This window comes from Pseudobutyrivibrio xylanivorans (assembly GCF_010906925.1).
Lineage (GTDB): Bacteria > Bacillota > Clostridia > Lachnospirales > Lachnospiraceae > Pseudobutyrivibrio.
Window position 1 is genome coordinate 165,462 of the sequence record NZ_VTVE01000001.1, and the last position, 23,166, is coordinate 188,627.

A 23,166-nucleotide genomic window follows, 5' to 3' on the forward strand; every position below is an offset into this window, starting at 1 on the left:
TCAAATGTAAAAATTCTTGTAAAAATTATTACAAAAGCACACAAAAAAACTTGTTATATTTTTACAAATACACAAATATACATTGACACAAATGTAAAAACTGATATAGTAAAGGCATAATCGATTTGTGCAAACGCACAAACCTATGCTGCGGTTGAAAGTGGGTTAGGAGGAATAATGGAAAAGAAAGATAGGGTTCACAGTACTGCTACGTACGTGATACATCACTGGAGATTGTATGTGTTCTTTTTAGGACCGGCACTTTTGCTTACAATCATTTTTAAGTACCTGCCAATGGGCGGTATATTGATTGCATTCGAAAAATATAGTCCATTTAAGGGCTTCTTCGGAAGTGAATGGGTTGGATTTGAGTATTTCAAACAATTCTTATCATCCCCAGATTTTATGACATTTTTGGTAAATACATTAAAGCTGAGTATTTATGGATTGTTGTGGGGATTCCCAATTCCAATTATTTTGGCACTTCTTCTTAATAGAATTGGAAGTAAAAAAATCAAGCAGAAGATTCAGTTGGTTTTGTACATGCCAAATTTTATTTCTGTAATAGTTCTCTGTGGTATGGTTCGTATTCTTTTATCAGTTACAGGACCTGTAAATATGCTTTTTGGAACTACTATCAACTTTTTGACATTGCCTGAGGCATTTAGACCTATTTACATCATAAGTGGTATCTGGCAGGGGGCAGGTTGGGCATCCATTATGTACACTGCATCGCTTGCAAATGCCAGCCAGGAACTTAAGGAAGCAGCTCAGATAGACGGAGCAAATATTTTCCAGCAGATTAAGGCGGTAGAATGGCCTGCAATTAAGGATATGGTTATTATCCAGTTTATTTTGCAGGCAGGAAATATTATGAGTATAGGCTTTGAAAAGGCCTACGCCCTTCAGACAGATTTGAACCTGGGTTCATCTGAAATCATTGCGACCTATGTATATAAGAAAGGTTTGCTTGATGGAAACTATAGTTATTCAACAGCGGTTGGCCTTTTTAACACAGTTATCAATCTGATTCTTTTAGTGGCTGTAAACAAGATTGTTGAGAAAATGAATGATGGTCAGGGACTATAGTCGGGAGGAAGAAATGGAAGCAAAAAAGAAGAAAAGCGCCTTCGCGAAATATTCCGCAGGTGATAAGACATTTTTGATAACAGGTTATGTGATTCTAGGGCTTTTTGTACTGGCAATCATCGTACCTATGGTTTATATCGTTATAGCATCATTTATGGATCCTATAACATTACAAAATAAGGGCATTACTTTTGACTTAGATAAATGGACTTTAACGGCTTATGAAAGAGTCATCTCTAATGCACAGATATGGGTGGGCTTTAAAAATGCAGTGATTTATTCCCTTGTTTTTACGTTCCTCTCAGTTGCTATCACAATGCTTTGTGCCTACCCAATGTCTTTAGAGGATTTTAAAGGAAAGAAAATCTTTAACGTCATTTTCATAATCACTATGTTTTTTGGCGGTGGTTTAATACCTACATATTTGCTTATCAGCAACATGGGATTGTTGGATAGCATGTGGGCAGTGATTTTACCAGGGGCATTTTCAGTATGGAACATGATTATTGCTCGAACTTATTACAAAGGAATTCCTGGAGAATTAAGAGAGGCTGCTGAGGTAGACGGAGCAAATGAATTGACGCTGTTTTTTAAGATCCTTTTGCCGGTTTGTACACCGGTTATAGCGGTGCTTTGTCTCTGGCAGTTTGTGGGAATGTGGAACAGCTACTTTGATGCCATGATTTATCTAAATTCAGCATCTAAGCAGCCACTTCAGCTGGTACTTCGAGCTATTTTGATTCAGAACCAGCCGGATGCAGGAATGATTGCAGATATGCAGTCTACTGCAGAGAGAGCCAGACTTGCTGAGCTCCTTAAGTATTCCACAATCATCATTTCCAGCTTGCCACTACTTGTGATGTATCCATTTTTCCAGAAGTATTTTGATGCTGGCATTATGGTAGGTTCTGTAAAAGGTTAAAGGTTTTTATATTAGGAGGAGAGAAAAGAAAATGAGAAAGAACAGTATGAAAAGAGTGATTTCAGCAGCTCTTGCGGTGACCATAGTGGCGTCTATGGGTGTTGGCTGCGGAAAAAAGGGTAACAGCGCAAGTAATGCGGACAAGGTTGATATGGAAAATCTTGCATTTCCACTTGCTGAGACAGTGACTATCACAGGAACAACAAGCTATCCTGTAGGCACAGAGGAGGACCCTAACAACCGTACAATTTTCAAGAGACTTGAGGAGGATACCAATGTACATGTGGAGTGGACTGCCATTTCATCAGACCAGTGGGCAGACAAGATTACTCTCAACATGTCAAACGCCAGCACACTTACAGATTTTGTGTTTTCAGCAGGATTTAGCGACAACGATTTAATCAGATACGCAGACCAGGGGGTAATTGTACCGGTCGAGGAGTATATTGATGAATATATGCCAAATCTAAAGGCAGTTTTTGATGCCCATCCTGAGTACCGTACAATGTGCGAGGATGAGGATGGCCATATCTGGGCTTTGCCTTGGATTGAGCAGCTTGGCTCTGAGAAGACAGCCATTCAGACTGTAGGCAACAACATGCCATTTATCAACAAGAAATGGCTTGATTTCCTAGGACTTGAGACACCTACAACAGTAGATGAGTTTGAGCAGGTATTACTTGCATTTAAGGAGCATTCTTCAGAGCTTCAGAAGGAATTCGGTATCGAGGGAGATATTATTCCAATGTCTTGTATCGTAAATGATCAGGATCCAAACCTTCTTATTAATGGATTCGGTGATGGTATCGGCGACGTAGATATGGGACAGCATATTGCAGTTACAGATGATAAACAGGTTGTATGTACAGCAACAACTGATGGATTCAAAGAGGGTATCCAGTGGCTTCACAAGCTCTACGATGAGGGACTTATTGACCCGGAGTGCTTTACACAGGATTGGTCAACATATGTTGCCAAGGGTAAGTCACACAGATACGGTGTATGCTTCACATGGGATGTGGCTAATATCGACAACATCAACGACTATGTACCACTTGCAGCACTTCAGGCAGATACAGTAAATGTCACACCACAGAATGGTTCATTTACATCAGGATTTGATAGAGGTAGATGTGTTGTAACTAGCGTTTGTACAAATCCAGCATTTGTATGTGCATGGCTAGATAAGATGTATGATCCATTCCAGTCACCACAGAACAACTGGGGTACATATGGAGAGGATGATGATTTTGATATCTTCGAGCTTGGAACAAATGCAAATGGAGATGAGATGCTTAAGCATGCAGCGCTTGGGGATGCTTCACCTGTAGAGGTAAGAGAGGCAGAGTGCGTAGGTGGCCCTCTTGCAATCTTAGATGAGTACTACGATGTATATGTAACATGTCCCGATGATGCACAGTATCGTCTCGATTGGATTAAGGATTACTACACAGATGATATGCATGGAAAATACGTATATCCACGAGTATTTATGTCAGCAGAGGACAATGAAAAGCTCTCTACAATCCAGACAGATTTAGTATCATACATTAATTCAACAAGGGCCGAGTTTATCAGAGATGGTATTACTGATGCTTCATGGAAAGCCTATGTAGACCAGGTAAATAGCTACGGCTTAGAGGAATACTTAGCAATCTATCAGAAATATTTAGATGATTTTTATGCTAAATAATTAGAAATAGAAGTAAGGAAGATTTTATATATGAACAGTCAAACTTTGAGAGAGGCCAGAAAGTACGAAGAGGCTTTTGAAAAGTTAATTCCAATGGAGAACAGGCCCAAATTCCATTTATCTCCACGAGTTGGTTGGATGAACGACCCTAATGGATTTTGCATCTACAATGACATGTACCACTTGTTTTACCAGTATCATCCATATGATGCACACTGGGGACCAATGCACTGGGGACATGCGGTAAGCTCTGACCTGCTCCACTGGGAGTTCCTTCCTGTGGCACTTGCTCCAGATGAATTCTACGACAAAGACGGAGTATTTTCAGGCAGTGCAATAACACTTAAGGATGGAAGACATTTGCTCATATACACAGGAGTTATGAAACGCACTGTGGAAAATGGACAGATGAAAGAATTTCAGACACAGTGCGTTGCTATCGGTGATGGACTTGATTATGAAAAATACGAGAATAACCCAGTAATTAAAACTGATGATATCCCTGAGGGAGCCAGCAAAACAGATTTCAGAGATCCAAAGATTTGGGAGAAATCCGACGGCACATATAGATGCCTGGTGGCTAGTAGACCAGCAGATGGAAGCGGCCAGCTCCTTCTATACAAAAGCGATAACTGCTTAAACTGGGAGTTTGAAAAAGTATTCGCAGAGAACAAAGGCCGCTATGGCATGATGTGGGAATGCCCGGATTTCTTTGAACTAGATGGAAAGGGCGTACTGTTTGCAAGTCCACAGGACATGCTTCCAGAAGGATTTGAATTCCATAATGGAAACGGCAATCTATGCATTATCGGAGATTATGACTCGTCAACAGATACATTTACCGAGGAAAAATTTCAGGCGGTAGATTACGGAATTGATTTCTATGCTATGCAGACAATCCTCACAAAGGATGGTCGACGAGTAATGATTGGCTGGATGCAAAACTGGGATACCACAGGTGCCCACGATAAGAATGAACCATGGTTCGGACAGATGACTCTGCCTAGGGAAATCTCTATTAAAGATGGAAGACTTTGCCAGTGGCCTATCAGAGAGCTAGAGGATATGCGCTCAGGCAAGGTAGAGTACAAGGACGTGTTAATTGCTGCCAACAAGGATTTAAAAGATAGAGACAGCGAATCGATAGCAGATGGAGTATGCCTGGATGGAATCAGGGGTCGTTGCCTGGATATAGAGCTTGAAGTGAGCTCTAAAAATCCAGAGGTAGTATTCGATAGATTTGTGATTTCCGTTGCAGCAGACGAAAAGTACCACACAGATATAGTGCTTCGTCCAAAGGAAAATATTGCAAAAATCGACAGGAAATTCTCCGGCTCCAGACGTGCTATTGTCCATCAAAGACGTGCCCATATTCCATGGGATAGCTCATCTATCAAGGTGCGCATTGTAATGGATAGATACAGCATGGAAGTCTTTTTTGAAGGCGGTAAATACGTAATGACGGCATCACTTCCAACAGATGTAGCCTGTGATGGAATCTACTTTAGCACCAACGAAGATGTCACACTTAATATAACAAAATATGATTTATAGAAAGTAATGCGTCACACTACTGTGTGGCGCAATTTTCTGTCTGCAAAATGAGGATTGGCGCTGAGTGGGTGCTGCTCCTCGTTTAGAACTCTGAATTTTGATGGCGGATAGCCGGTGCTTTTTTTGAAGGCACGGGTGAAGGCGGTGCAGCTGGCAAATCCGGACTGGTAGGAAATGTCCGTGACGGAAAGCTCCGGATTGGACAAAAGTGTGGTGGCGTAATTTATGCGAATCTGCTGTAAATACTGGTAGAATGTGACGCCAGTGTAGTCGCTGAAAATGCGCTCAAAATGATACTTGCTAAAGCCGGCGAAGGAAGCCACTGACTCTAACGATAGGTCCTCTGAAAAATGCTCTGCAATGTAGTTGCACACATTGTTGAGAGGAAGACTATTTTTTAATGCCCCTGCAGAAGCCTGTGAGTTTGATTCCTTGAAAAGATGGATATTCTTTCCGCAAAAAGCAATAAATTGCATGAGGATAGAGTAGATCTCAAGCTCATCATAGTCATCAAGCTTAGTATAGGAAATAACTGACTCATCCACCTCTTTTTCGTGGGTGTAAATAGGCGGTGTAGAGCCGAAGTACAATTCCATAATCTTATTCATTTGGCTACAAAGATAATTGTAGACGTCAGGTGGGCAAGACTTTTTCTTGATGTGAAGGGCAGGAGCCATGAGGTGAAAGGCCTTGTCAATTTCCTTTATGGCGCCGATGCCGGAAAAATCTGCCTGGATGTAGACTCTAGTGCCAGGAGATAGAGAAAAAATCTCGTGAAGAACGGTAGGACAAATTAAAAGAATGTCATCTACCTCTACATAATAAGTCTGATTGCCGCAGATTACCTTGTAAGGAGCCTCTCTTGGCCAGATAATCTCAATGTCCGTATGCCAGTGAGCTGGAAAATCAGCGTGAAGGCGGTTGATAAACATCCTCAGACTGGTGTTAACTTTGTGCTGAACGTGTTCTTTAGCATCTTCATAATATCTTTTCATACCATCAATCCCCCAAAAGATGAATAGAAAAAACAGAAATAGCAATTTTTATCGTATCCGCATTTACGATTATTATTGTCACATTATAACATACCTAATCCCGTAAATGAGTGACAAAAGCGACATATTGCAATGGTAAATAATTGACCTTTTTAGGTAAATTATTAAATATGCACATATAAAATAGCAATTATAGTATGGTACATAGCAATTATGCACAGGCGAAATGTTTTCTCGTAATATAAAATCGGTCTTAAGAAGGAAGCAAGTGAATGCTTCAAAAAGCGACTACTAAACAGAAGGAGGATAAGGTATGAACAAAAAACGGGTTATTGGTACTTTACTTGCTGCAGCTCTTGCTGTGACATCGTTGGTTGGTTGTGGTGATTCATCATCAGGGGGACAAACAGCGGTAAACACAGGTGCAAAGCAGACAGATGGAAAGAATCTTCCAGAGCTTACAACAGAGCCAATGGAAATCATTCTTTGGGACATCGCTACAGATGAGCCAGCAAAGAGTACTCAGGAAGGTGCCGTACAGAGATTTATGGCAGACTATCCTAACATCAAAATCACTCAGGTACACCAGCAGAACGATAACTATAAGCAGCAGCTTGTAGTTGCTATGAGTTCTGGTCAGGCACCTAACATCTATGTACATTGGGGCGGCGGTCCAATGGCTGAATACTACAACTCAGGATATGCTAATGACATTACAGATATGTATGCAAAATATGATCATCCAGAGTTCATCGATGCAGCTGTTGCACAGTCAACATATGATGGCAAGATGCTTGCTATTCCATTTGGTGGACTTTCAGGATGTGACATTTTCTACAACAAGACAATCTTCAAGGATTTAGGTCTTGAGGTTCCTCAGACAATCGACGAGCTTGAAGATGTATGCGATACACTTAAGGCAAACGGAATCACACCATTCTCACTTGCAAACGCATCTAAGTGGACAGGTTCTATGTACTACATGTACTTAGTTGCTCGTCACTCAGGTAATGCTGAATTCGATGCTGCATATACACAGGAAAATGGCGGAACATTTACAAGCGAAGCATTTATCTATGCTGGCGAGAAGATTCAGGATTGGGTAAAGAAGGGATACTTCCCAGATGGTGTTAACTCTCTTTCAGCTGATGACAATCAGGATAGAGCACTTCTCTATGATGGCTCTGCTGCTATGATGCTTCACGGTGCATGGCAGGTATCTGGTATCAAGAATGATAACGAAGAGTGGTACAACGAGAACATTGGCGTATTCAGATTCCCAGAGGATTCAGAAGCTAAGGCTAAGGGCGTTCCTCAGGACGTAGAAATCGGTACAGCAATCGGTATGGGCATGAGCTTTAACTGCTACAACGATGACGGTACAGTAAATCAGGATATGCTTGATGCTTGCTATGTTCTTGCAACTCAGTACTACAACGATGATACATACAACAATGACCAGTTATCAACAGGTACACAGCCTTCAATCAAGGGTATGGAAGAGAATATCGACGATCCTAACATGAAGATTATCGCTGATGTATTCTTCAACGCTTCAAACGTACAGCTCTGGTATGATCAGTATCTTCCAGCATCTGTAACAGAAGTACACAAGAATTGTATGACAGAATTGTTCGGTCTTGAAAAGACGCCTAAGGAGATAGGTGAGGAACACGACGCGGCAATGCAAAAAGCTCTTGCGGAACAATGACAAGCTACATAAGTAATTGTATACGCTGCTGCTAGTAGTAGAAAAAACAAGCTGCCCCACAGGGTTTCGGCTCTGGGGGCAGTTTTTAATTAAAGCAGTAGGAAGGAGAGTAGTGTGAAAAAGAATAATAACATGGGGCTTGCTCAGGCGAAGGCGAAAAGTACTGCCATAGCGGCGACAGTATTTTTATTTCCGGCCCTTTTACTTATAGGTATTTTTATAGTTTATCCAGTTATTGATACATTTGTCATAAGCGGATACAAATGGAATGGTATTTCTGCGGACAAAGTATTTGTGGGACTTGAGAACTGGAAAACTCTTCTCCATGACGAAATGTTTTGGAAATCATTCAAGCATAATTTAATAGTAATGGTATTTTCTATCGTTCTGCAGATTCCTCTTGGAATGCTTCTTGCTACATTCCTTGATGCAGGTGGTAAGAAATTTAACTTCTTTAAGATTATATGGTTCTTGCCATATCTTATGAGTTCAGTTGCAATCGCTTTCTTATTCGTATATGCGTTAGCAACAAACGGTGGTATGGTTTCTTCATTTGCTTCGATTATTCAAGGAAAAAAGGTGACTATCGACCTACTTGGAACAGCGCCTAATGCCCTTTATACAGTAATTGGAGTTATGGCTTGGCAGTTTACTCCATTTTACATGGTGTATTTCATCGCCGGCTACGGAAACATCGATACTACAATTTACGAGGCAGCTATCATCGATGGCGCCACAAGATGGCAGTACATTAAAAATATTGCTATCCCACTCCTTGGACCTATTTTCAAGACTGCATGCATCATGTCTTTGATAGGTTCGCTTAAGTACTTTGATATGATTTGGAACATGACTCAGGGTGGACCTGCAGGCACAACAGAGCTGATGGCTACCTACATGTACAAGCTGTCATTCCAGCAGTTTAGCATGGGTTATGGTTCTACGGTAGCAGCGGGAATGTTTATCCTAATCACTGCTATTGCCCTTATCTTTAACAAGGTATTCAAGGTTAAGGAGGTTTACTAGTTATGGCAAGAAATAATACAACAAGCGCGGATTACCGTAGCTCGAAAATAAAATCAAAGATAGCATGGGCCATAGCCATTTTCTTTGCATGCATCATGTTGGTGCTTACACTGACACCATTTTTCTTTATGATAATGAACTCCTTCCGTAAGCAGTTTGACATGTTGCAGCAGGGTGTATTCCACCTTCCACACCCATGGTATTTTGATAACTATATAAACGTGGTAAAAAATGGATTCTTTGGATATTTCCTTCGAAGTGTAATCGTAGTTGGCATTTCGCTGGTGTTGATGCTTATAATCTCAGCATTTGCAGCTTATCCACTTTCTCGAATGAACTTTAAGCTGAACCCACTGATTTACGCAACAATTGTTGCCATGATGTCAGTTCCAATGCACGTTACACTTATTCCTATTTTCAAATTGACCACTGCTATAGGATTTTATGATTCCCTTAAGGCATTGATAGGTCCATACGTTGCATTTGCGCTGCCAATGTCGGTATTTATTTTGACAGCATTTATGAAAACTATTCCAAAGGAGATTGAGGAGTCGGCAGAAATAGATGGCTGCAATCGCTATCAGAATTTCTTCAAGATAATACTTCCTCTTTCAAAATCAGGACTTTCTACACTTGCTATTTACAACGGTGTTGCTATGTGGAATGAATTCGCATTTGCGAATACTCTTCTTATTACACCAGCGAAAAAGACACTTCCACTTGCACTTGGACAGTTCAAGGGTGAGCACTCACTTGATATTCCTATTATCCTTGCAGTACTTACTCTCTCTGTTCTTCCTATGATAATTTTGTTTATCGTTTTCCAGGATAAGCTTGTAAAGGGCATGATGGCAGGTGCAGTTAAGGGATAACATAAGGGAGATTTTTTATGACAATATACGTAGATGTAAATGCTAAGCACGATGGCAACGGAACAGAAAAGTTGCCATACAGAAGAATAAATGAGGCCGCAAAAGTGGCACTTCCTGGAGATGAAATTCTTGTGGCTCCAGGAACATACAGAGAGTATGTTGACCCTGTAAATGCAGGTACTGAAGATGCTCCTATAGTTTACAAAAGCACCAAGCCACTTGGGGCAATTATCACAGGAGCAGAGAAGCTGACTGGCTGGGAGAAATACAAGAAAAATGTGTGGACAGCCAGAGTGAAAAACAGCGTCTTTGGTGGATATAATCCATACACAACACTTGTATACGGTGACTGGTATTTTGCAACTCCAAACAAGCATACAGGATGCGTTTGGTTAAATGATGAGGCACTTTACGAGGCACTTAGCATCGAAGAGTGTATTGAAGCAAAAGTATATGAGTGCTCATGGGTACCAGAAAAATCAACTAGAAAATGGTACGCTGAACAGGACAAGAAAAATGCTGAGACAGTTTTCTACTGTAACTTTGGCGGGGCAAACCCTAACAAGGAAAATGTTGAAATCACAGTGAGACGTGAGTGCTTTATGCCTAGTAAAGAGGGTGTAAGCTACATTACAGTCAGCGGATTTAACATCAACAAGGCGGCTACAACATGGGCGCCACCAGCAGCTTACCAGGATGGAATGATTTCTCCTCACTGGAGCAAGGGCTGGATAATCGAGGACAATGAAATCTGGGGCAGCAAATGCGCAGGTATCTGCGTTGGCCGATATTATGACCCAGAAAATAGCAACTTCTATACAACAGAGCATGTTAAGAGTCCTACTCAGATGGAGAGAGACTCAGTATGCCGAGGCCAGTATTATGGCTGGGTTAAGGAGAAAATCGGTGGACACATTATCCGCCGCAACAACATCCACCACTGCGAGCAGGGTGGAATCATCGGCCGAATGGGTGGAGTATTTAGTATCATAGAGGACAATCATATTCATCATATCAACAACATGATGGAGCTTGGCGGAGCTGAGATTGCAGGTATCAAAATGCATGCAGCAATCGATGTAATTATGAGACGCAATCACATCCACCACTGCACAATGGGTATCTGGTGTGACTGGGAGGCTCAGGGTACAAGAATTACCCAAAACCTTCTTCACGACAATCAGCGTCCAGAGTTTGCAGAGCAGCTAAAGGGCGGCATGACATGCCAGGATATTTTCGTAGAGGTAAGTCACGGCCCAACACTTATTGACAATAACATTCTTCTCTCCGATGTATCTTTGAGAATCGCGACGCAGGGTGTGGCAATGGTCCACAACCTGTGTGCCGGTTCATTTACCTACGTAGGAGATGGAACAAGTTGGAGATATACACCATATCACATGCCTCATAGAACAGAGGTAATGGGATTCATGACATTCCTTCACGGTGACGACAGAATTTACAACAACATTTTCATTCAGAAGTGGTCATCAAAGGATCTTGAGCTCCTTAATGACTCAGACCCAACAGAGAAATATGTTGAAAACCGCAAGGTAGGTACATACTGTTTTGACGAGTATCCTACATACGACAAGTGGATTAAGATGTTTGATATGGATACCGTATATCCGGATATGCGAAAGCATGAGGATGCTCATTTTGCTCACCTTCCAGTATGGATTGATGGCAATGCATATTTCTTAGGTGCAAAGCCATGGAAGAACGAGAAAAATAAACTTGTGGACAAGTCTAAGAAGGCCCGCGTTGATGTGGTAGAGAAAAATGGTGAGTACTTCCTTGATACAAACCTCTTTGAGCTCGTCAAGGATTTCAAGGTAGACATGATTTCTACAGACACTCTGGGCAAGGCATTCGAGCCACAGCAGAAATTCGAGAATCCTGATGGCACACCTATCACATTTGACTGTGATGTACTTGGCAATCACCGTGGAACTGATGTGATTCCAGGACCATTTGCCACAGTAGAGCTTGCTAAGTCAAAGCTCTATGGAAAGCTTGCTATCGAGTAAATAATTTTGGCCCTAGGGGACGGGGCTATAGGGCCAAAATAATTGATTTCTAGGCCAGCACACTCTTTGAGAGTGTGCTGGTTTTTTTGGTCCAGGGGGACGGGGTTATAGGACCAAAATAATATGGAAATGCGTATTTTAAGGATTTTTTAAGAATTGGATTAGTACAATGGCAGAGCTTACGTTTTTATCTTTTGTATTAGTGTGAATAAAAGATAGGAGGAATTTTGGATGAGAAAATTCTTAATAATTACTAGAAACATTTTCATGGGGATCATCGGACTGATGTTGCTTTTTGTGGTGGGCGTATTCATATACAATCAGGTGATGCTTAAAAAGGAAGAGGTCTACTGGAAGAATCCGCCAGGAACAATGGTAGAGGTGGATGGACACAACATGCATGTTTACACTGAGGGCTCTGGGAACCATACCATAATTCTGCTTCCGGGATTTGGAACAGCTAGCCCATACGTAGACTTTTTACCAATGTGTCAGGAGCTGGCAAAGAATTATAAAGTGGTAATCATTGAGAGATTCGGTTATGGACTTAGTGATGTGGTTGATGGAGAGAGAAGTTTTGAGACAATTGTGGATCAGGATAGAAAGGCGCTTGATAAGCTGGGCATAAAGGGGCCATACGTGCTCTGCCCACATTCTATTTCTGGAATTGAGTCACTTATCTGGGCTCAGAATTATCCAGAGGAAGTAGAGGCAATTATTGGAATGGATATGTCTGATTCATCTATAAAAGGAGATGAAGAATTTCATGATGGAATTTTTGGTGTTGAAGGTACAGGTATTAGGGTACTTAGAGCAATGGGATTTTTAAGATTGATGGCAGATGAAGCAGGTAGTGAAGAGGAGAAGATGATTATTGCCATCGGAAATAGAAACTTTTTAAATAAAACACTTCTCAATGAGGCAAAGAGCGTGGATGATGCCTGCGATATGATTGATAACAATCCATTGCCAAAGGTACCTACATTGCAGTTAGTTTCTACTGAAGCTGGTGATGGATGGATGGCTAGTCATCAGGCAATAGTAGATGCATCCTCAAATGGAAAGTTGGTAGAGCTAGATTGTGGACACTATGTGTATGTAGAGGAGCCAGAGCGAGTAGTGGAGGAAATCAGAGGGTTCCTTGAGGCGATGTAAGAATTTGTAGGGATTACCTCTTGAGAGGACGGAAGTGCTTTCTGAGAGGTAAAATGATTGGGCAATTACCTCTTGAGGAGGAGGGAGTGCTTCCTGTGGGGTAAACTCATGGAAATGGATTCAAAATGATTGAAATGGATTATAGATGATGTTATATTATAGATAAAGAAAGCACCCACTCCAAAGTGGATGCTCCCGAATTAGAGTAAATTAGCTCTCAGTGAGAGCCGCCTCTTTCGGTTGCAGACGAGAGAGGCATTATTTTTTTCGCTTGTTGTTTCTCTTTTCGAGAAAGTCAAGCAACGCAAGTAAGAAACCACAAGCTGTAAGGAGTAATGCTAATATTGTTAGCATAATCATCAACATTTCATAGTCCGACATATGCGTCACCTCCCTTCCATAGTGACATCCACTTTGTGGAGCACCTTATAGAATGGTTCGGGAGATTTCCACCTCGTCATGGGTACTTTCAGTGCGGAAGAACCGCATAAATAATTTAGCACATATGTTCGAAAAATTCAATCGGACAGTAACAATTTTTTATTAAAAAAGGTAATTCAGTGGGAAGCTTAGGCTTACCACTTTTTTTGGTGCCAAAGTGATTGAAAAGGATTGTGGATGATGTTATATTATAGATAAAGAAAGCACCCACTCCAAAGTGGATGCTCCACGAGTTTAAGGAACTTAAATGCTCAAAATGAGCACAGCCTCTTCTGTGGGTCAGACAGGAGAGGCGTTTTTATTTGTGCTTATTGTTTCTCTTGGCGAGAAAGTCAAGCAACGCTAACAATAAATTACAAGCCAAAAAAGGCAATGCTATAATACCAAGCACAATCGATAAGATTTCATAATCGCTCATTGGCGCCACCTCCCTTCCTGTAGCATCCAATTGATTGGATACCATATAGGCTCGGGAGACTACCACCCTGTCATGGGTACTTTCAGTACGGATGAACCGCATAAATAAATCTAGCACATATGTTCGAAAAATTCAATCGAACATCAGAAGTTTTTTAGTGTTTTTTATAAAAGAAGATTTAGTGGGAAGCTTAGGCTTCCCACTTTTTTGTGTGGGCATAGTTGGTTGCTATATTTGGGAAAAGGTGATAATATTCATACAAGGTTAGAGGCAACTAACTGTAAGGCGATTAATTAGGCTAGTTCAGGAGGGAAGTATGTATAAAACAACTATGAAAATAGACGGAATGATGTGCGGCATGTGTGAAGCCCACATCAACGATGCAATTAGAAAGGCAGTGCCAGGAGCTAAGAAGGTAAAAAGCTCCCATAAAAAAGGAGAAAGCAGCTTTCTGTCGGAGGAAGTCCCAGATGAGCAGGTGCTGAAAGAGACTATTCAGGAGACAGGATACAAGGTACTGTCTCTTGAGAATGAGGCAGACAAGCTCAATGTAAAAATCCTTGGGGCAGATATGTTCAGATTCGCAGTGAAGAAGAGCAAGTAGAATACTGGAAGAATATACGGGGAAATATGAAAATGATTGAAAAGGATTGTGGATGATGTTACATTATAGATAAAGAAAGCACCCACGCCAAAGTGGATGCTCCCGATTGAGTTTAATTAGCTCTCAGTGAGAGCCGCCTCTTTCGTTTGCAGACGAGAGAGGCATTATTTTTTTCGCTTGTTGTTTCTCTTTTCGAGAAAGTCAAGCAACGCAAGTAGGAAACCACAAGCTGTAAGGAGTAATGATAGTGCCGCGGAGTTGAGGTGGCGCGAGAAAAAGAATGGGAAAATGTGGGGGTTAAGATGACAGAAAAAGAAAAAATGGAATGCCAGAAGCTATATGATGCAAATTATGACAAGGAGCTTGAGGCGGAGCGCGTAAAGTGCAAGAGCTTGTGTCAGAAATATAATAGTCTTCCTATAGAAGAGCTGGATAAGCGCCATGAGTTTATAAAGACAATACTTGGCAAGACAGGTGAAAATGTGCACATCGAGCCTGATTTCTGGTGTGACTATGGATATAGAATCTCAGTGGGAGAAAATTTCTATGCGAACCATGGGTTGGTTATTCTGGATGCAGGTGGTGTGACATTTGGCAATGATGTGTTTATTGCTCCATCCTGTGGGTTCCATACATCTGGACATCCGATAGATTTCGAGAGGAGAAATCAGGGGCTGGAGTATGCGTATCCTATAGTGGTAGGTGACAATGTTTGGATAGGCGCAGGTGTGCAGGTGATGCCAGGGGTCACCATCGGAAGCAATGTAGTAATCGGCGGGGGCAGTATTGTAGTAAGTGATATTCCATCAGACAGTGTGGCTGTGGGAAATCCATGTAGAGTGATTCGCCAGATTACAGAAGAGGATAAAAAGAAAAGCTGGGATAGATAGCCTAGGAGAAGGGCTGCCCAGGAACTTGCGTAAGGGGAAATCATGAGAAAGTTAATTTTATTTGGAGATTCAAATACATACGGCTTTGATCCTAGAGGATTTGCCACTGGAAGATATCCTGCTGAGGCAAGGTGGGCTACCATCGTAAGTAACGCCCTATCAGAATCATATCAGGTGGTGGAGGATGGCATGAATGGCCGTCAGCTACCGGATGTGAGAGGCGGGTATTTTACAAGCATGCTAAGTGGGCTGAGTGAAGAGGATACTGTGGTAATGATGCTTGGCACCAATGACATATTGCTGACGTATATGCCTGATGCAAAAAAGACTGCAGAGAAAATGGAAAGAATCCTTAAATATGTTAAGGAGAACTTCAAGGGCAGATTCATCATGATTGCCCCTCCATATATAGAGGCAGATGATCCAGACCTTATGAGGTACATGGTGGCAAGCATTGAGATGAACCGGATGTTTTTAAAGTTGGCAGAGCAGTACGGCGTGGAGGCTATAGATGCAGCAGCCTGGAACATTCCTATGACATATGATGGGGTCCATTTTACAATGGATGGGCAGAAAGCGTTCGCCGTGAGGTTTTTAGAAGAGAGAATATAAAATAGCTGCTGTTCAGGAAACTGAGCGGCAGCTATTTTTGTAAGGATTTTATAATTTATTTTTTGGAAGAGTGAGGATCCTAGGCAGCTCTATGGCCATATCGGTGATGGTTGTTGTGATGGTGGTTGTGATGACCGCCGCTGTGGCCAGGGTTGTCGCTTGAATCGCCGGATGTATTCTCTGATGCACCATCTGTAGTATCGCCGGTAGTATCATCAACTGTATCGACAGAAGTATCGTCCACAGTAGTATCTGTAGTATCATCCACAGTAGTATCTGTAGTATCATCCACAGTAGTATCTGTAGTATCATCCACAGTAGTATCTGTAGTGTCATCTACAGTAGTGTCTGCAGTATCGTCTACTGTAGCGTCTGTAGTTTCATCTGCTGCATCGACTGTTGCATCGTCTGTTGTAGGGGCAGATTCTGCATAATCGTCAGCATTGTAATCTGGGATATCTTTACCATCTTGAACCGCTTCTATAACTTTTTCAATGTAGGCTTCAATCTTTGGATCCTTTCCAATCTGAGAATAGTACTCCTCAGAAATGAGATATCTGTCAGTGATTTCTTTTGTGTCATTATCAATTACAGTGACGCCGATATTCTGAAGCTGAATTCCCTGAGACTGAATATGGCATCCTGGGTATTTATCCTGATTGATATCGGACATAGTTGTGTGAGAATGGCCGTCAAGCATCAGGTCGATTTTATGTACACCATCATCTTCGCCAGTGAAGGCAAAAAGGTCTACACTTCTGGTTCCATTTGCATAAACCTTGTCATATATTTTATTGCCATATTTGTCTCTATCAAATTCGAATCCCGCCTGATTCTTAAGAATGTCATTTTCAACTCCTAAGTGAGCTAAAGTGATAATTACTTCTGCACCTGCTGCATCCAATTCATTGGCTGTTTTGCTGGCTGTGCTATGTAATTCGGTAGGATCTACAGAATATCCACATTTATCATACCAAACATTACCTTCTGGAGTTAGTAATCCGAAGAATCCTATTTTTACAGGTGTGACTTTTTCATCTGTTATGGCATAAGATTGAACCTTTTCGTTTTTTAGGTCATTTATATTGGCATCTACAAATGTGAAATCAGCTGCGTTAATGATATTGTTAAGGGCTTTATCTCCACGCTCGAATTCATGATTGCCAAGGCAAGCATAGTCATAACCTACAGCATTCATTATTTTTACGGCAGCAATTCCATCTGATTTATCAGTACTTCTCTTTGCATCTTTACTTTTTTCCTTATCGTATTTCTTTACATCTTTGTCGGTACTGAAATCTCCTGAATCTACAAGAATAACTGAAGCTCCACGTTCTTCCATTTTATTTTTTAGACCAGCCACATAGGCGAAGTCTTTGATGGCGCCATGTACATCGTTTGTTGAAATGATAACTGTCTTTCCTGCTAAATCCTGTCCATTGCTAGAATCAACAGTAGCATTGTATTCTCTGATTTGGTCTGTTGTAATAGAAAAATCTACAACCTCTTCCCCCGCAGCTTTTACTATATTAGCTGATGATAATAGGAGAGTAGCTGCTGTAAAAGCAGATAGCAAAAATCTCGTAGTAAGTTTGTTTTTCAAAACAATACCTCCTTTATTCAAGTAATGTTTTCCAAGTAGTAGGTTAGTTACATGTAACATTGGGAATACCCTACCAAAAAAAATACGAATATGTCAAATGTATTTCAGTAAAGCGATGAAAATATTACAAATTGGATTTTGGAAAGATGAAAAAAATTTTCAAATGATATTCTCCCTATAAACCCCGTAAATACACAGAATATATATTGTGTGTAGTGAAAAAACTGAGTGATTATAGTGTAAGAAAAAATTAAAGAAGAGTTAAAAAGACTGAATAATAATCATATTTTATGTCAAAAATCTGAAATCTTTGTTTAATGAGTACTGTTTGGACCTAATATCTTTGTTAAAAATTACGCATTGTAGACAAAAATACGAAACTGTTAAAATAATATAAGCTTAAACGTTTAAGAAAGAAATAAAGGACAAATTTCTGGAATCGGGGGTGAAAAAAGAATAATGAAACGAAAAACATCAATCGCGTTAGGGTTGCTTGTGACAGCAGCAACAGTGCTTGCACCAGGCTTAAAAGCTAATGCGGCACCGCAGATTGTTCCTTATGGTACAGTAGAGGCAGAGCTTGATTTTACAAGGAATGTAAAGGATGTTTTTACTGAAGAAGATGGGGTAACAACCGCTGTAAGTCTTGAAAAGGGAAATTATTTTTCCATGAGGACTGTAAATTTTTCAAAGGGAGTTTCAAAAATCAGCGTTAAGTTAAAGGCTGACGGACCTGGAGTCATTGTCATCCATAAAGGGGATGAAAATGGTGAAACAGTAGGAACTATCAGATACTCAGCTACAAGTGGATATCAGGAATTCTCGACAGATGTGACTAATCTGGCTGATACAGATTATTTTACTTTCGAAAATAAAGTTGGTACTTGCGCTGTAGATAACTGGAAAGCAGTACCAGGAGAGACTCAGGAACCTGAAACACCAGACACACCGGAAGTGCCTGATACACCAGATACACCTGAGCAGCCTCCAGTAGGTGATACATTAAATCCATACAGCGCAGTTGAGGCAGAGAGCGCAGCTTCAACAGATATGAGTGGCGCAATGGTTACACCTAAGAAAAACGCAGTAAGTCTTGCACAGGCTAATTCATATGTTGCATACAAGAATGTAAACTTCGCTCAGGGTGTAGAATCTATTGATGCTAATGTCTCTGCAAGCGCAGCAGCAATGCTTGAGGTCAGACTTGATTCAGCTACAGGCGATAAGGTAGCAGCCTTTAGATTGAGCAAGAATGGCGAGATTCAGACTCAGACAGCTAAGGCAACTGCAGCTATTACAGGAACACATGATGTTTACTTTGTAGTTGCAAGTGGATCAGGTGTTACACTTGATTCATGGGTAGCAAAGACATCAGGTACTGTAGAGCAGCCTCCAGTAGAGGAGCCTCCAGTAGGTGATACAGTAAATCCTTATGAGAAGGTTGAGGCAGAGAATGCTACTTCAGATGAACTTACAAATGCGATGGTTGTACCATCAAAGGATAAAGTAGTAATCAATGAGAATGGTAAGGTTCTTGTACAGAACGTTAACTTCTCTCAGGGCGTTTCAAGTATCAACGTATATGCTCAGTCTTCAAAGCCAATGGTTAAGCTGAACGTATACATTGACGATGCAGATGCTCCAATAGGAACAGCAGCAGTTGGTACAAATATTACCAATGCAACTGCAATCAATGTTTCATCAAATATCACAGGCTCACACAATGTATACTTTGTGGCACAGGGCGGTTCGGTAACACTTGATGGATGGCAGGCAGTTGCTGCCGAAGGTGGAGTAGAGCAGCCACCAGTTGAGGAGCCACCTGTAGTGGAGCCACCAGTAGGCGATACAGTAAATCCATACAGCGCAGTTGAGGCTGAAAGCGCAGCTGCAACTGATATGAGTAATGCAAGAGTTACTCCTAAGAAGGATGCTGTAAGTCTTACACAGGCTAATTCATATGTTGCATATAAGAATGTAAACTTCGCTCAGGGCGTAGAGTCATTTGATGCAAATGTTTCTGCAACCGCAGCAGCAATGCTTGAGGTCAGACTTGACTCAGCTACAGGCGACAAGGTTGCAGCATTTAGATTAGATCAGAATAGTACAATTACTACTAAGACAGCTAAGGCACTTTCTACAGTTACAGGAACACATGATGTTTACTTTGTAGTAGCAGGTGGATCAGGCGTTACACTTGATTCATGGGTAGCAAAGACATCAGGTACTGTAGAGGAACCACCTGTAGTAGAGCCACCAGTAGGCGAAACAATCAATCCTTATGAGAAGGTTGAGGCAGAAATCGCTACAGATCTTACAAGTGCAATGGTTACACCTTCAAAGGATAAGGTTGTAATCAATGAAAATGGTAGCGTTACTGTACAGAACGTTGATTTCTCTCAGGGCGTTTCAAGTATCAATGCATACGCTCAGTCTTCAAAGCCAGGTGTAAGCTTGAATGTTTACATTGACGATGCAGCTACTCCAGCAGGAACAGCAACAGTTGGTCCAAGCATTACAAATGCAACAGCAATCAATGTTTCATCAGCTATCACAGGTGTACACAAGGTACGCTTCGAGGCTAAGGGCGGTTCTGTAACACTCGATGGATGGCAGGCTGTTGCATCAGGTGAAGAGCCACCAGTAGTAGAGCCACCAGTAGGTGATACAATCAATCCTTATGAGAAGGTTGAGGCAGAAATCGCTACAGATCTTACAAGTGCAATGGTTACACCTTCAAAGGATAAGGTTGTAATCAATGAAAATGGTAGCGTTACTGTACAGAACGTTGATTTCTCTCAGGGCGTTTCAAGTATCAATGCATACGCTCAGTCTTCAAAGCCAGGTGTAAGCTTGAATGTTTACATTGACGATGCAGATGCTCCAGCAGGAACAGCAACAGTTGGTCCAAGCATTACAAATGCAACAGCAATCAATGTTTCATCAGCTATCACAGGTGTACACAAGGTACGCTTCGAGGCTAAGGGCGGTTCTGTAACACTCGATGGATGGCAGGCTGTTGCATCAGGTGAAGAACCACCAGTAGTAGAGCCACCAGTAGGTGATACAGTAAATCCATACAGCGCAGTTGAGGCAGAGAGCGCAGCTGCAACTGATATGAGTAATGCAAGAGTTACTCCTAAGAAGGATGCTGTAAGTCTTACACAGGCTAACTCATATGTTGCAATCAAAAATGTAAACTTCGCTCAGGGCGTAGCAGAGTTTAGTGCAAATGTTTCTGCAAGTACAGCAGGAATGCTTGAGGTCAGACTCGATTCAGCTACAGGCGATAAGGTTGCAGCATTTAGATTAGACCAGAATGGAACAATTACAACTAAGACAACTAAGGCACTTGCTACAGTTACAGGAACACATGATGTTTACTTTGTAGTTGCAGCAGGCTCAGGCATTACACTTGATTCATGGACAGCAAAAGCTGCATCAGGTGAAGAGCCACCAGTAGTAGAGCCACCAGTTGAAGGAGCAATCAACCCATATGCAAAGGTTGAGGCAGAGATTGCTACTGCAGAGCAGCTTACAAATGCAATGATTGTACCATCTAAGGATAAGGTGGTAATCAATGAAAATGGTTATGTCCTTGTACAGAATATTGATTTCTCTAAGGGCGTTTCAGCATTCAATGTATATGCTCAGTCTTCAAAGCCAATGGTAAGCCTTAATGTATACATTGACGATGCACAGACTCCAGCAGGAACAGTATCAATTGGCACAGATATCACAAAGCCAACTACAATCACTGTTTCAACAGATATCACAGGTGTACACTATGTATACTTCGAAGCAAAGGGAGGTTCAGTAACACTTGATGGATGGCAGGCAGCTGCAGCAGGCGACCAGCCACCAGTAGAGCCACCAGTAGGCGATACAGTAGATCCATACCGTACAAATCAGGCCGAAAACGCAGCTGCAACTGATATGAGTGGCGCAATGGTTACTCCTAAGAAGGATGCTGTAAGTCTTGCACAGGCTAACTCATATGTTGCAATCAAAAATGTAGACTTCGCTAAGGGCGTAGAAGAGTTTAATGTAAATGTTTCTGCAAGTACAGCAGCAATGCTTGAGGTCAGACTCGATTCAGCTACAGGCGACAAGGTCGCAGCATTTAGACTAAGCCAAAATAGTACAATTGAGACTAAGACAACTAAGGCACTTGCTAACGTTACAGGAACACATGATGTGTACTTTGTAGTTGCAGCAGGATCAGGTATTACACTTGATTCATGGTCAGCAACAGCTCCAGGAGGTGGGGTAGTAGTACCACCAGTAGGCGATACAATCAATCCTTATGCAAAGGTTGAGGCAGAGATTGCTACTCCAGAGCAGCTTACAAGCGCTATGATTGCACCATCAAAGGATAAGGTGGTAATCAATGAAAATGGTTATGTCCTTGTACAGAATATTGATTTCTCACAGGGCGTTTCAGCATTCAACGTATATGCTCAGGCATCTAAGCCAAAGGTAAACCTTAATGTATATATTGATGATTCAAAGACTCCAGCAGGAACAGTAGCAGTTGGTACAGATATCACTAAGCCAGTGACAATCAACGTTTCATCAGATATTACAGGCGTACACTATGTATACTTCGAGGCAAAGGGTGGCCCGGTAACATTTGATGGATGGCAGGCAGCTAAAGCAGGAGAGCAGCCACCAGTAAATCCACCTGCAACAAATGTAAATCCATATAGCAGCGTTGATGCTACAACAGCGTCACTACTTAGCGGTGCATTAGTTACACCAAGCAAGACTGCTGTAAATATTACTCCAAATGGTTCTGCAGGAACTCAAAACGTCAACTTCTCAGATGGCGTTTCACAATTTGTAATTACAGCATCATCAACTTCTACAGGCAAGATTGAGGTTAGATTAAATTCAGCTGCTGGTCCTCTTCTTGGCTCAGCAACTATTAGTGGTGATTCAAAGGAATATACTATTACAGCTTCTAAGAACATTACCGGAAAGCAGACTATTTACTTTGTAAATTCTGGTAGTGGTGTAGTGAATGTATATTCATGGAAGGCTACAGCTTATTCAGAGCCAATAGTCAACCCAGATCCTCCTGTAGTTCAGACAGGCATGGATCTTACCTATACAATCAACAGCTGGACAGATGGATATCAGGTAAGCTTCAAGGTTACCAACAAATCCGGAAGTACTAAGAATAGCTGGAAGGTTAAGGTAAAGAAGAGTGATATTACTCTTACTCAGAGCTGGTGCGTAAATGTTTCACAGGAAGGTGATTACTATGTATTCACACCTATGTCATGGAACTCAACACTTACAAACGGCCAGACTACAGAGTTTGGTATTATTGGACGTGGTCAAGTAGGCAGCACAATTAACTATATAGTTGAGTAAAGCTTAAAAATTTAGAAGGTGTCTGATTCCCGTTGGGGGGTCAGGCGCCTTTTTTGCTTTTTATGGGACCATTCCTAGCAGCTCGTTCCACTCGCAGGTCTGCCCGAGCTCCACAGACCACTCGCTGGCGCGAGCAAGGAGGGATTGGAAATCGGCTTCGCCGATGGGAAAT

The 23,166-nt window shown here is 41.5% G+C and carries 16 protein-coding genes; 13 read left to right on the forward strand and 3 right to left on the reverse strand.

The genetic code is table 11. The annotated features are described in order from the left end of the window. Positions 1 to 177 precede the first annotated feature (177 nt). From F0Q01_RS00800 to F0Q01_RS00815, 4 genes are read left to right on the forward strand one after another with little or no spacing between them, the layout of a single operon-like run. Positions 178 to 1,089: an ABC transporter permease gene (locus tag F0Q01_RS00800; protein WP_090489771.1), complete on the forward strand. Its 912-nt coding sequence runs from the start codon at positions 178 to 180 to the stop codon at positions 1,087 to 1,089. Between the two features lie 13 nt (positions 1,090 to 1,102). After that, positions 1,103 to 2,011 (forward strand): carbohydrate ABC transporter permease, encoded by a 909-nt coding sequence (locus F0Q01_RS00805; RefSeq protein ID WP_242869246.1) that lies wholly within the window; start codon positions 1,103 to 1,105, stop codon positions 2,009 to 2,011. 31 nt (positions 2,012 to 2,042) lie between these two features. Further along, positions 2,043 to 3,704: an ABC transporter substrate-binding protein gene (locus tag F0Q01_RS00810; protein WP_090489773.1), complete on the forward strand. Its 1,662-nt coding sequence runs from the start codon at positions 2,043 to 2,045 to the stop codon at positions 3,702 to 3,704. Positions 3,705 to 3,734: 30 nt separating this feature from the next. Beyond that, the gene (locus F0Q01_RS00815; protein WP_090489775.1) at positions 3,735 to 5,258 is read left to right on the forward strand and encodes a glycoside hydrolase family 32 protein; all 1,524 of its coding nucleotides are present in this window, start codon (positions 3,735 to 3,737) and stop codon (positions 5,256 to 5,258) included. A gap of 11 nt (positions 5,259 to 5,269) precedes the next feature. On the opposite strand, the gene F0Q01_RS00820 is transcribed toward F0Q01_RS00815, so the two are convergent. After that, entirely contained in the window at positions 5,270 to 6,253 is a 984-nt protein-coding gene (locus tag F0Q01_RS00820) for a helix-turn-helix domain-containing protein (RefSeq protein WP_090489777.1), read from the reverse strand. A 313-nt stretch (positions 6,254 to 6,566) separates the two neighbouring features. Between F0Q01_RS00820 and F0Q01_RS00825 the strand changes: the two genes are divergently transcribed. The 5 genes from F0Q01_RS00825 (at position 6,567) to F0Q01_RS00845 (ending at position 13,047) form a co-directional block, all read left to right on the forward strand. Continuing rightward, positions 6,567 to 7,964 carry an extracellular solute-binding protein gene (locus F0Q01_RS00825; RefSeq protein WP_090489779.1) on the forward strand — a complete coding sequence of 466 codons (1,398 nt, stop codon included), beginning with the start codon at positions 6,567 to 6,569 and terminating at the stop codon, positions 7,962 to 7,964. A 114-nt stretch (positions 7,965 to 8,078) separates the two neighbouring features. Further along, positions 8,079 to 8,990 (forward strand): carbohydrate ABC transporter permease, encoded by a 912-nt coding sequence (locus tag F0Q01_RS00830; RefSeq protein WP_330386076.1) that lies wholly within the window; start codon positions 8,079 to 8,081, stop codon positions 8,988 to 8,990. 2 nt (positions 8,991 to 8,992) lie between these two features. Further along, the gene (locus F0Q01_RS00835) at positions 8,993 to 9,862 is read left to right on the forward strand and encodes a carbohydrate ABC transporter permease (protein WP_090489781.1); all 870 of its coding nucleotides are present in this window, start codon (positions 8,993 to 8,995) and stop codon (positions 9,860 to 9,862) included. A 17-nt stretch (positions 9,863 to 9,879) separates the two neighbouring features. Next, positions 9,880 to 11,892, forward strand: coding sequence for a right-handed parallel beta-helix repeat-containing protein (locus tag F0Q01_RS00840; protein WP_090489783.1), 2,013 nt, complete (start codon positions 9,880 to 9,882; stop codon positions 11,890 to 11,892). Between the two features lie 231 nt (positions 11,893 to 12,123). After that, a complete protein-coding gene (locus F0Q01_RS00845; protein WP_090489785.1) occupies positions 12,124 to 13,047 on the forward strand; it encodes an alpha/beta hydrolase in 924 nt (307 codons plus the stop codon). Positions 13,048 to 13,305: 258 nt separating this feature from the next. On the opposite strand, the gene F0Q01_RS13905 is transcribed toward F0Q01_RS00845, so the two are convergent. Continuing rightward, the gene (locus F0Q01_RS13905) at positions 13,306 to 13,428 is read right to left on the reverse strand and encodes a hypothetical protein (protein ID WP_278335200.1); all 123 of its coding nucleotides are present in this window, start codon (positions 13,426 to 13,428) and stop codon (positions 13,306 to 13,308) included. 794 nt (positions 13,429 to 14,222) lie between these two features. Here F0Q01_RS13905 and F0Q01_RS00855 point away from each other — a divergent pair. From F0Q01_RS00855 to F0Q01_RS00865, 3 genes are all read left to right on the forward strand, one after another. Beyond that, positions 14,223 to 14,510: a heavy-metal-associated domain-containing protein gene (locus F0Q01_RS00855; RefSeq protein WP_090489787.1), complete on the forward strand. Its 288-nt coding sequence runs from the start codon at positions 14,223 to 14,225 to the stop codon at positions 14,508 to 14,510. Between the two features lie 302 nt (positions 14,511 to 14,812). Continuing rightward, a complete protein-coding gene (locus F0Q01_RS00860; protein ID WP_090489789.1) occupies positions 14,813 to 15,400 on the forward strand; it encodes a sugar O-acetyltransferase in 588 nt (195 codons plus the stop codon). 42 nt (positions 15,401 to 15,442) lie between these two features. Then, on the forward strand, positions 15,443 to 16,012 hold the full coding sequence (locus tag F0Q01_RS00865) for a GDSL-type esterase/lipase family protein (protein WP_090489791.1): 570 nt from the start codon (positions 15,443 to 15,445) through the stop codon (positions 16,010 to 16,012). A gap of 79 nt (positions 16,013 to 16,091) precedes the next feature. Here F0Q01_RS00865 and F0Q01_RS00870 read toward each other — a convergent pair whose 3' ends face one another. Further along, positions 16,092 to 17,615 (reverse strand): hypothetical protein, encoded by a 1,524-nt coding sequence (locus F0Q01_RS00870; RefSeq protein ID WP_090489793.1) that lies wholly within the window; start codon positions 17,613 to 17,615, stop codon positions 16,092 to 16,094. 459 nt (positions 17,616 to 18,074) lie between these two features. Here F0Q01_RS00870 and F0Q01_RS00875 point away from each other — a divergent pair, with 459 nt between their 5' ends. Then, on the forward strand, positions 18,075 to 22,994 hold the full coding sequence (locus F0Q01_RS00875; protein ID WP_163927087.1) for a carbohydrate-binding protein: 4,920 nt from the start codon (positions 18,075 to 18,077) through the stop codon (positions 22,992 to 22,994). Positions 22,995 to 23,166 lie beyond the last annotated feature (172 nt).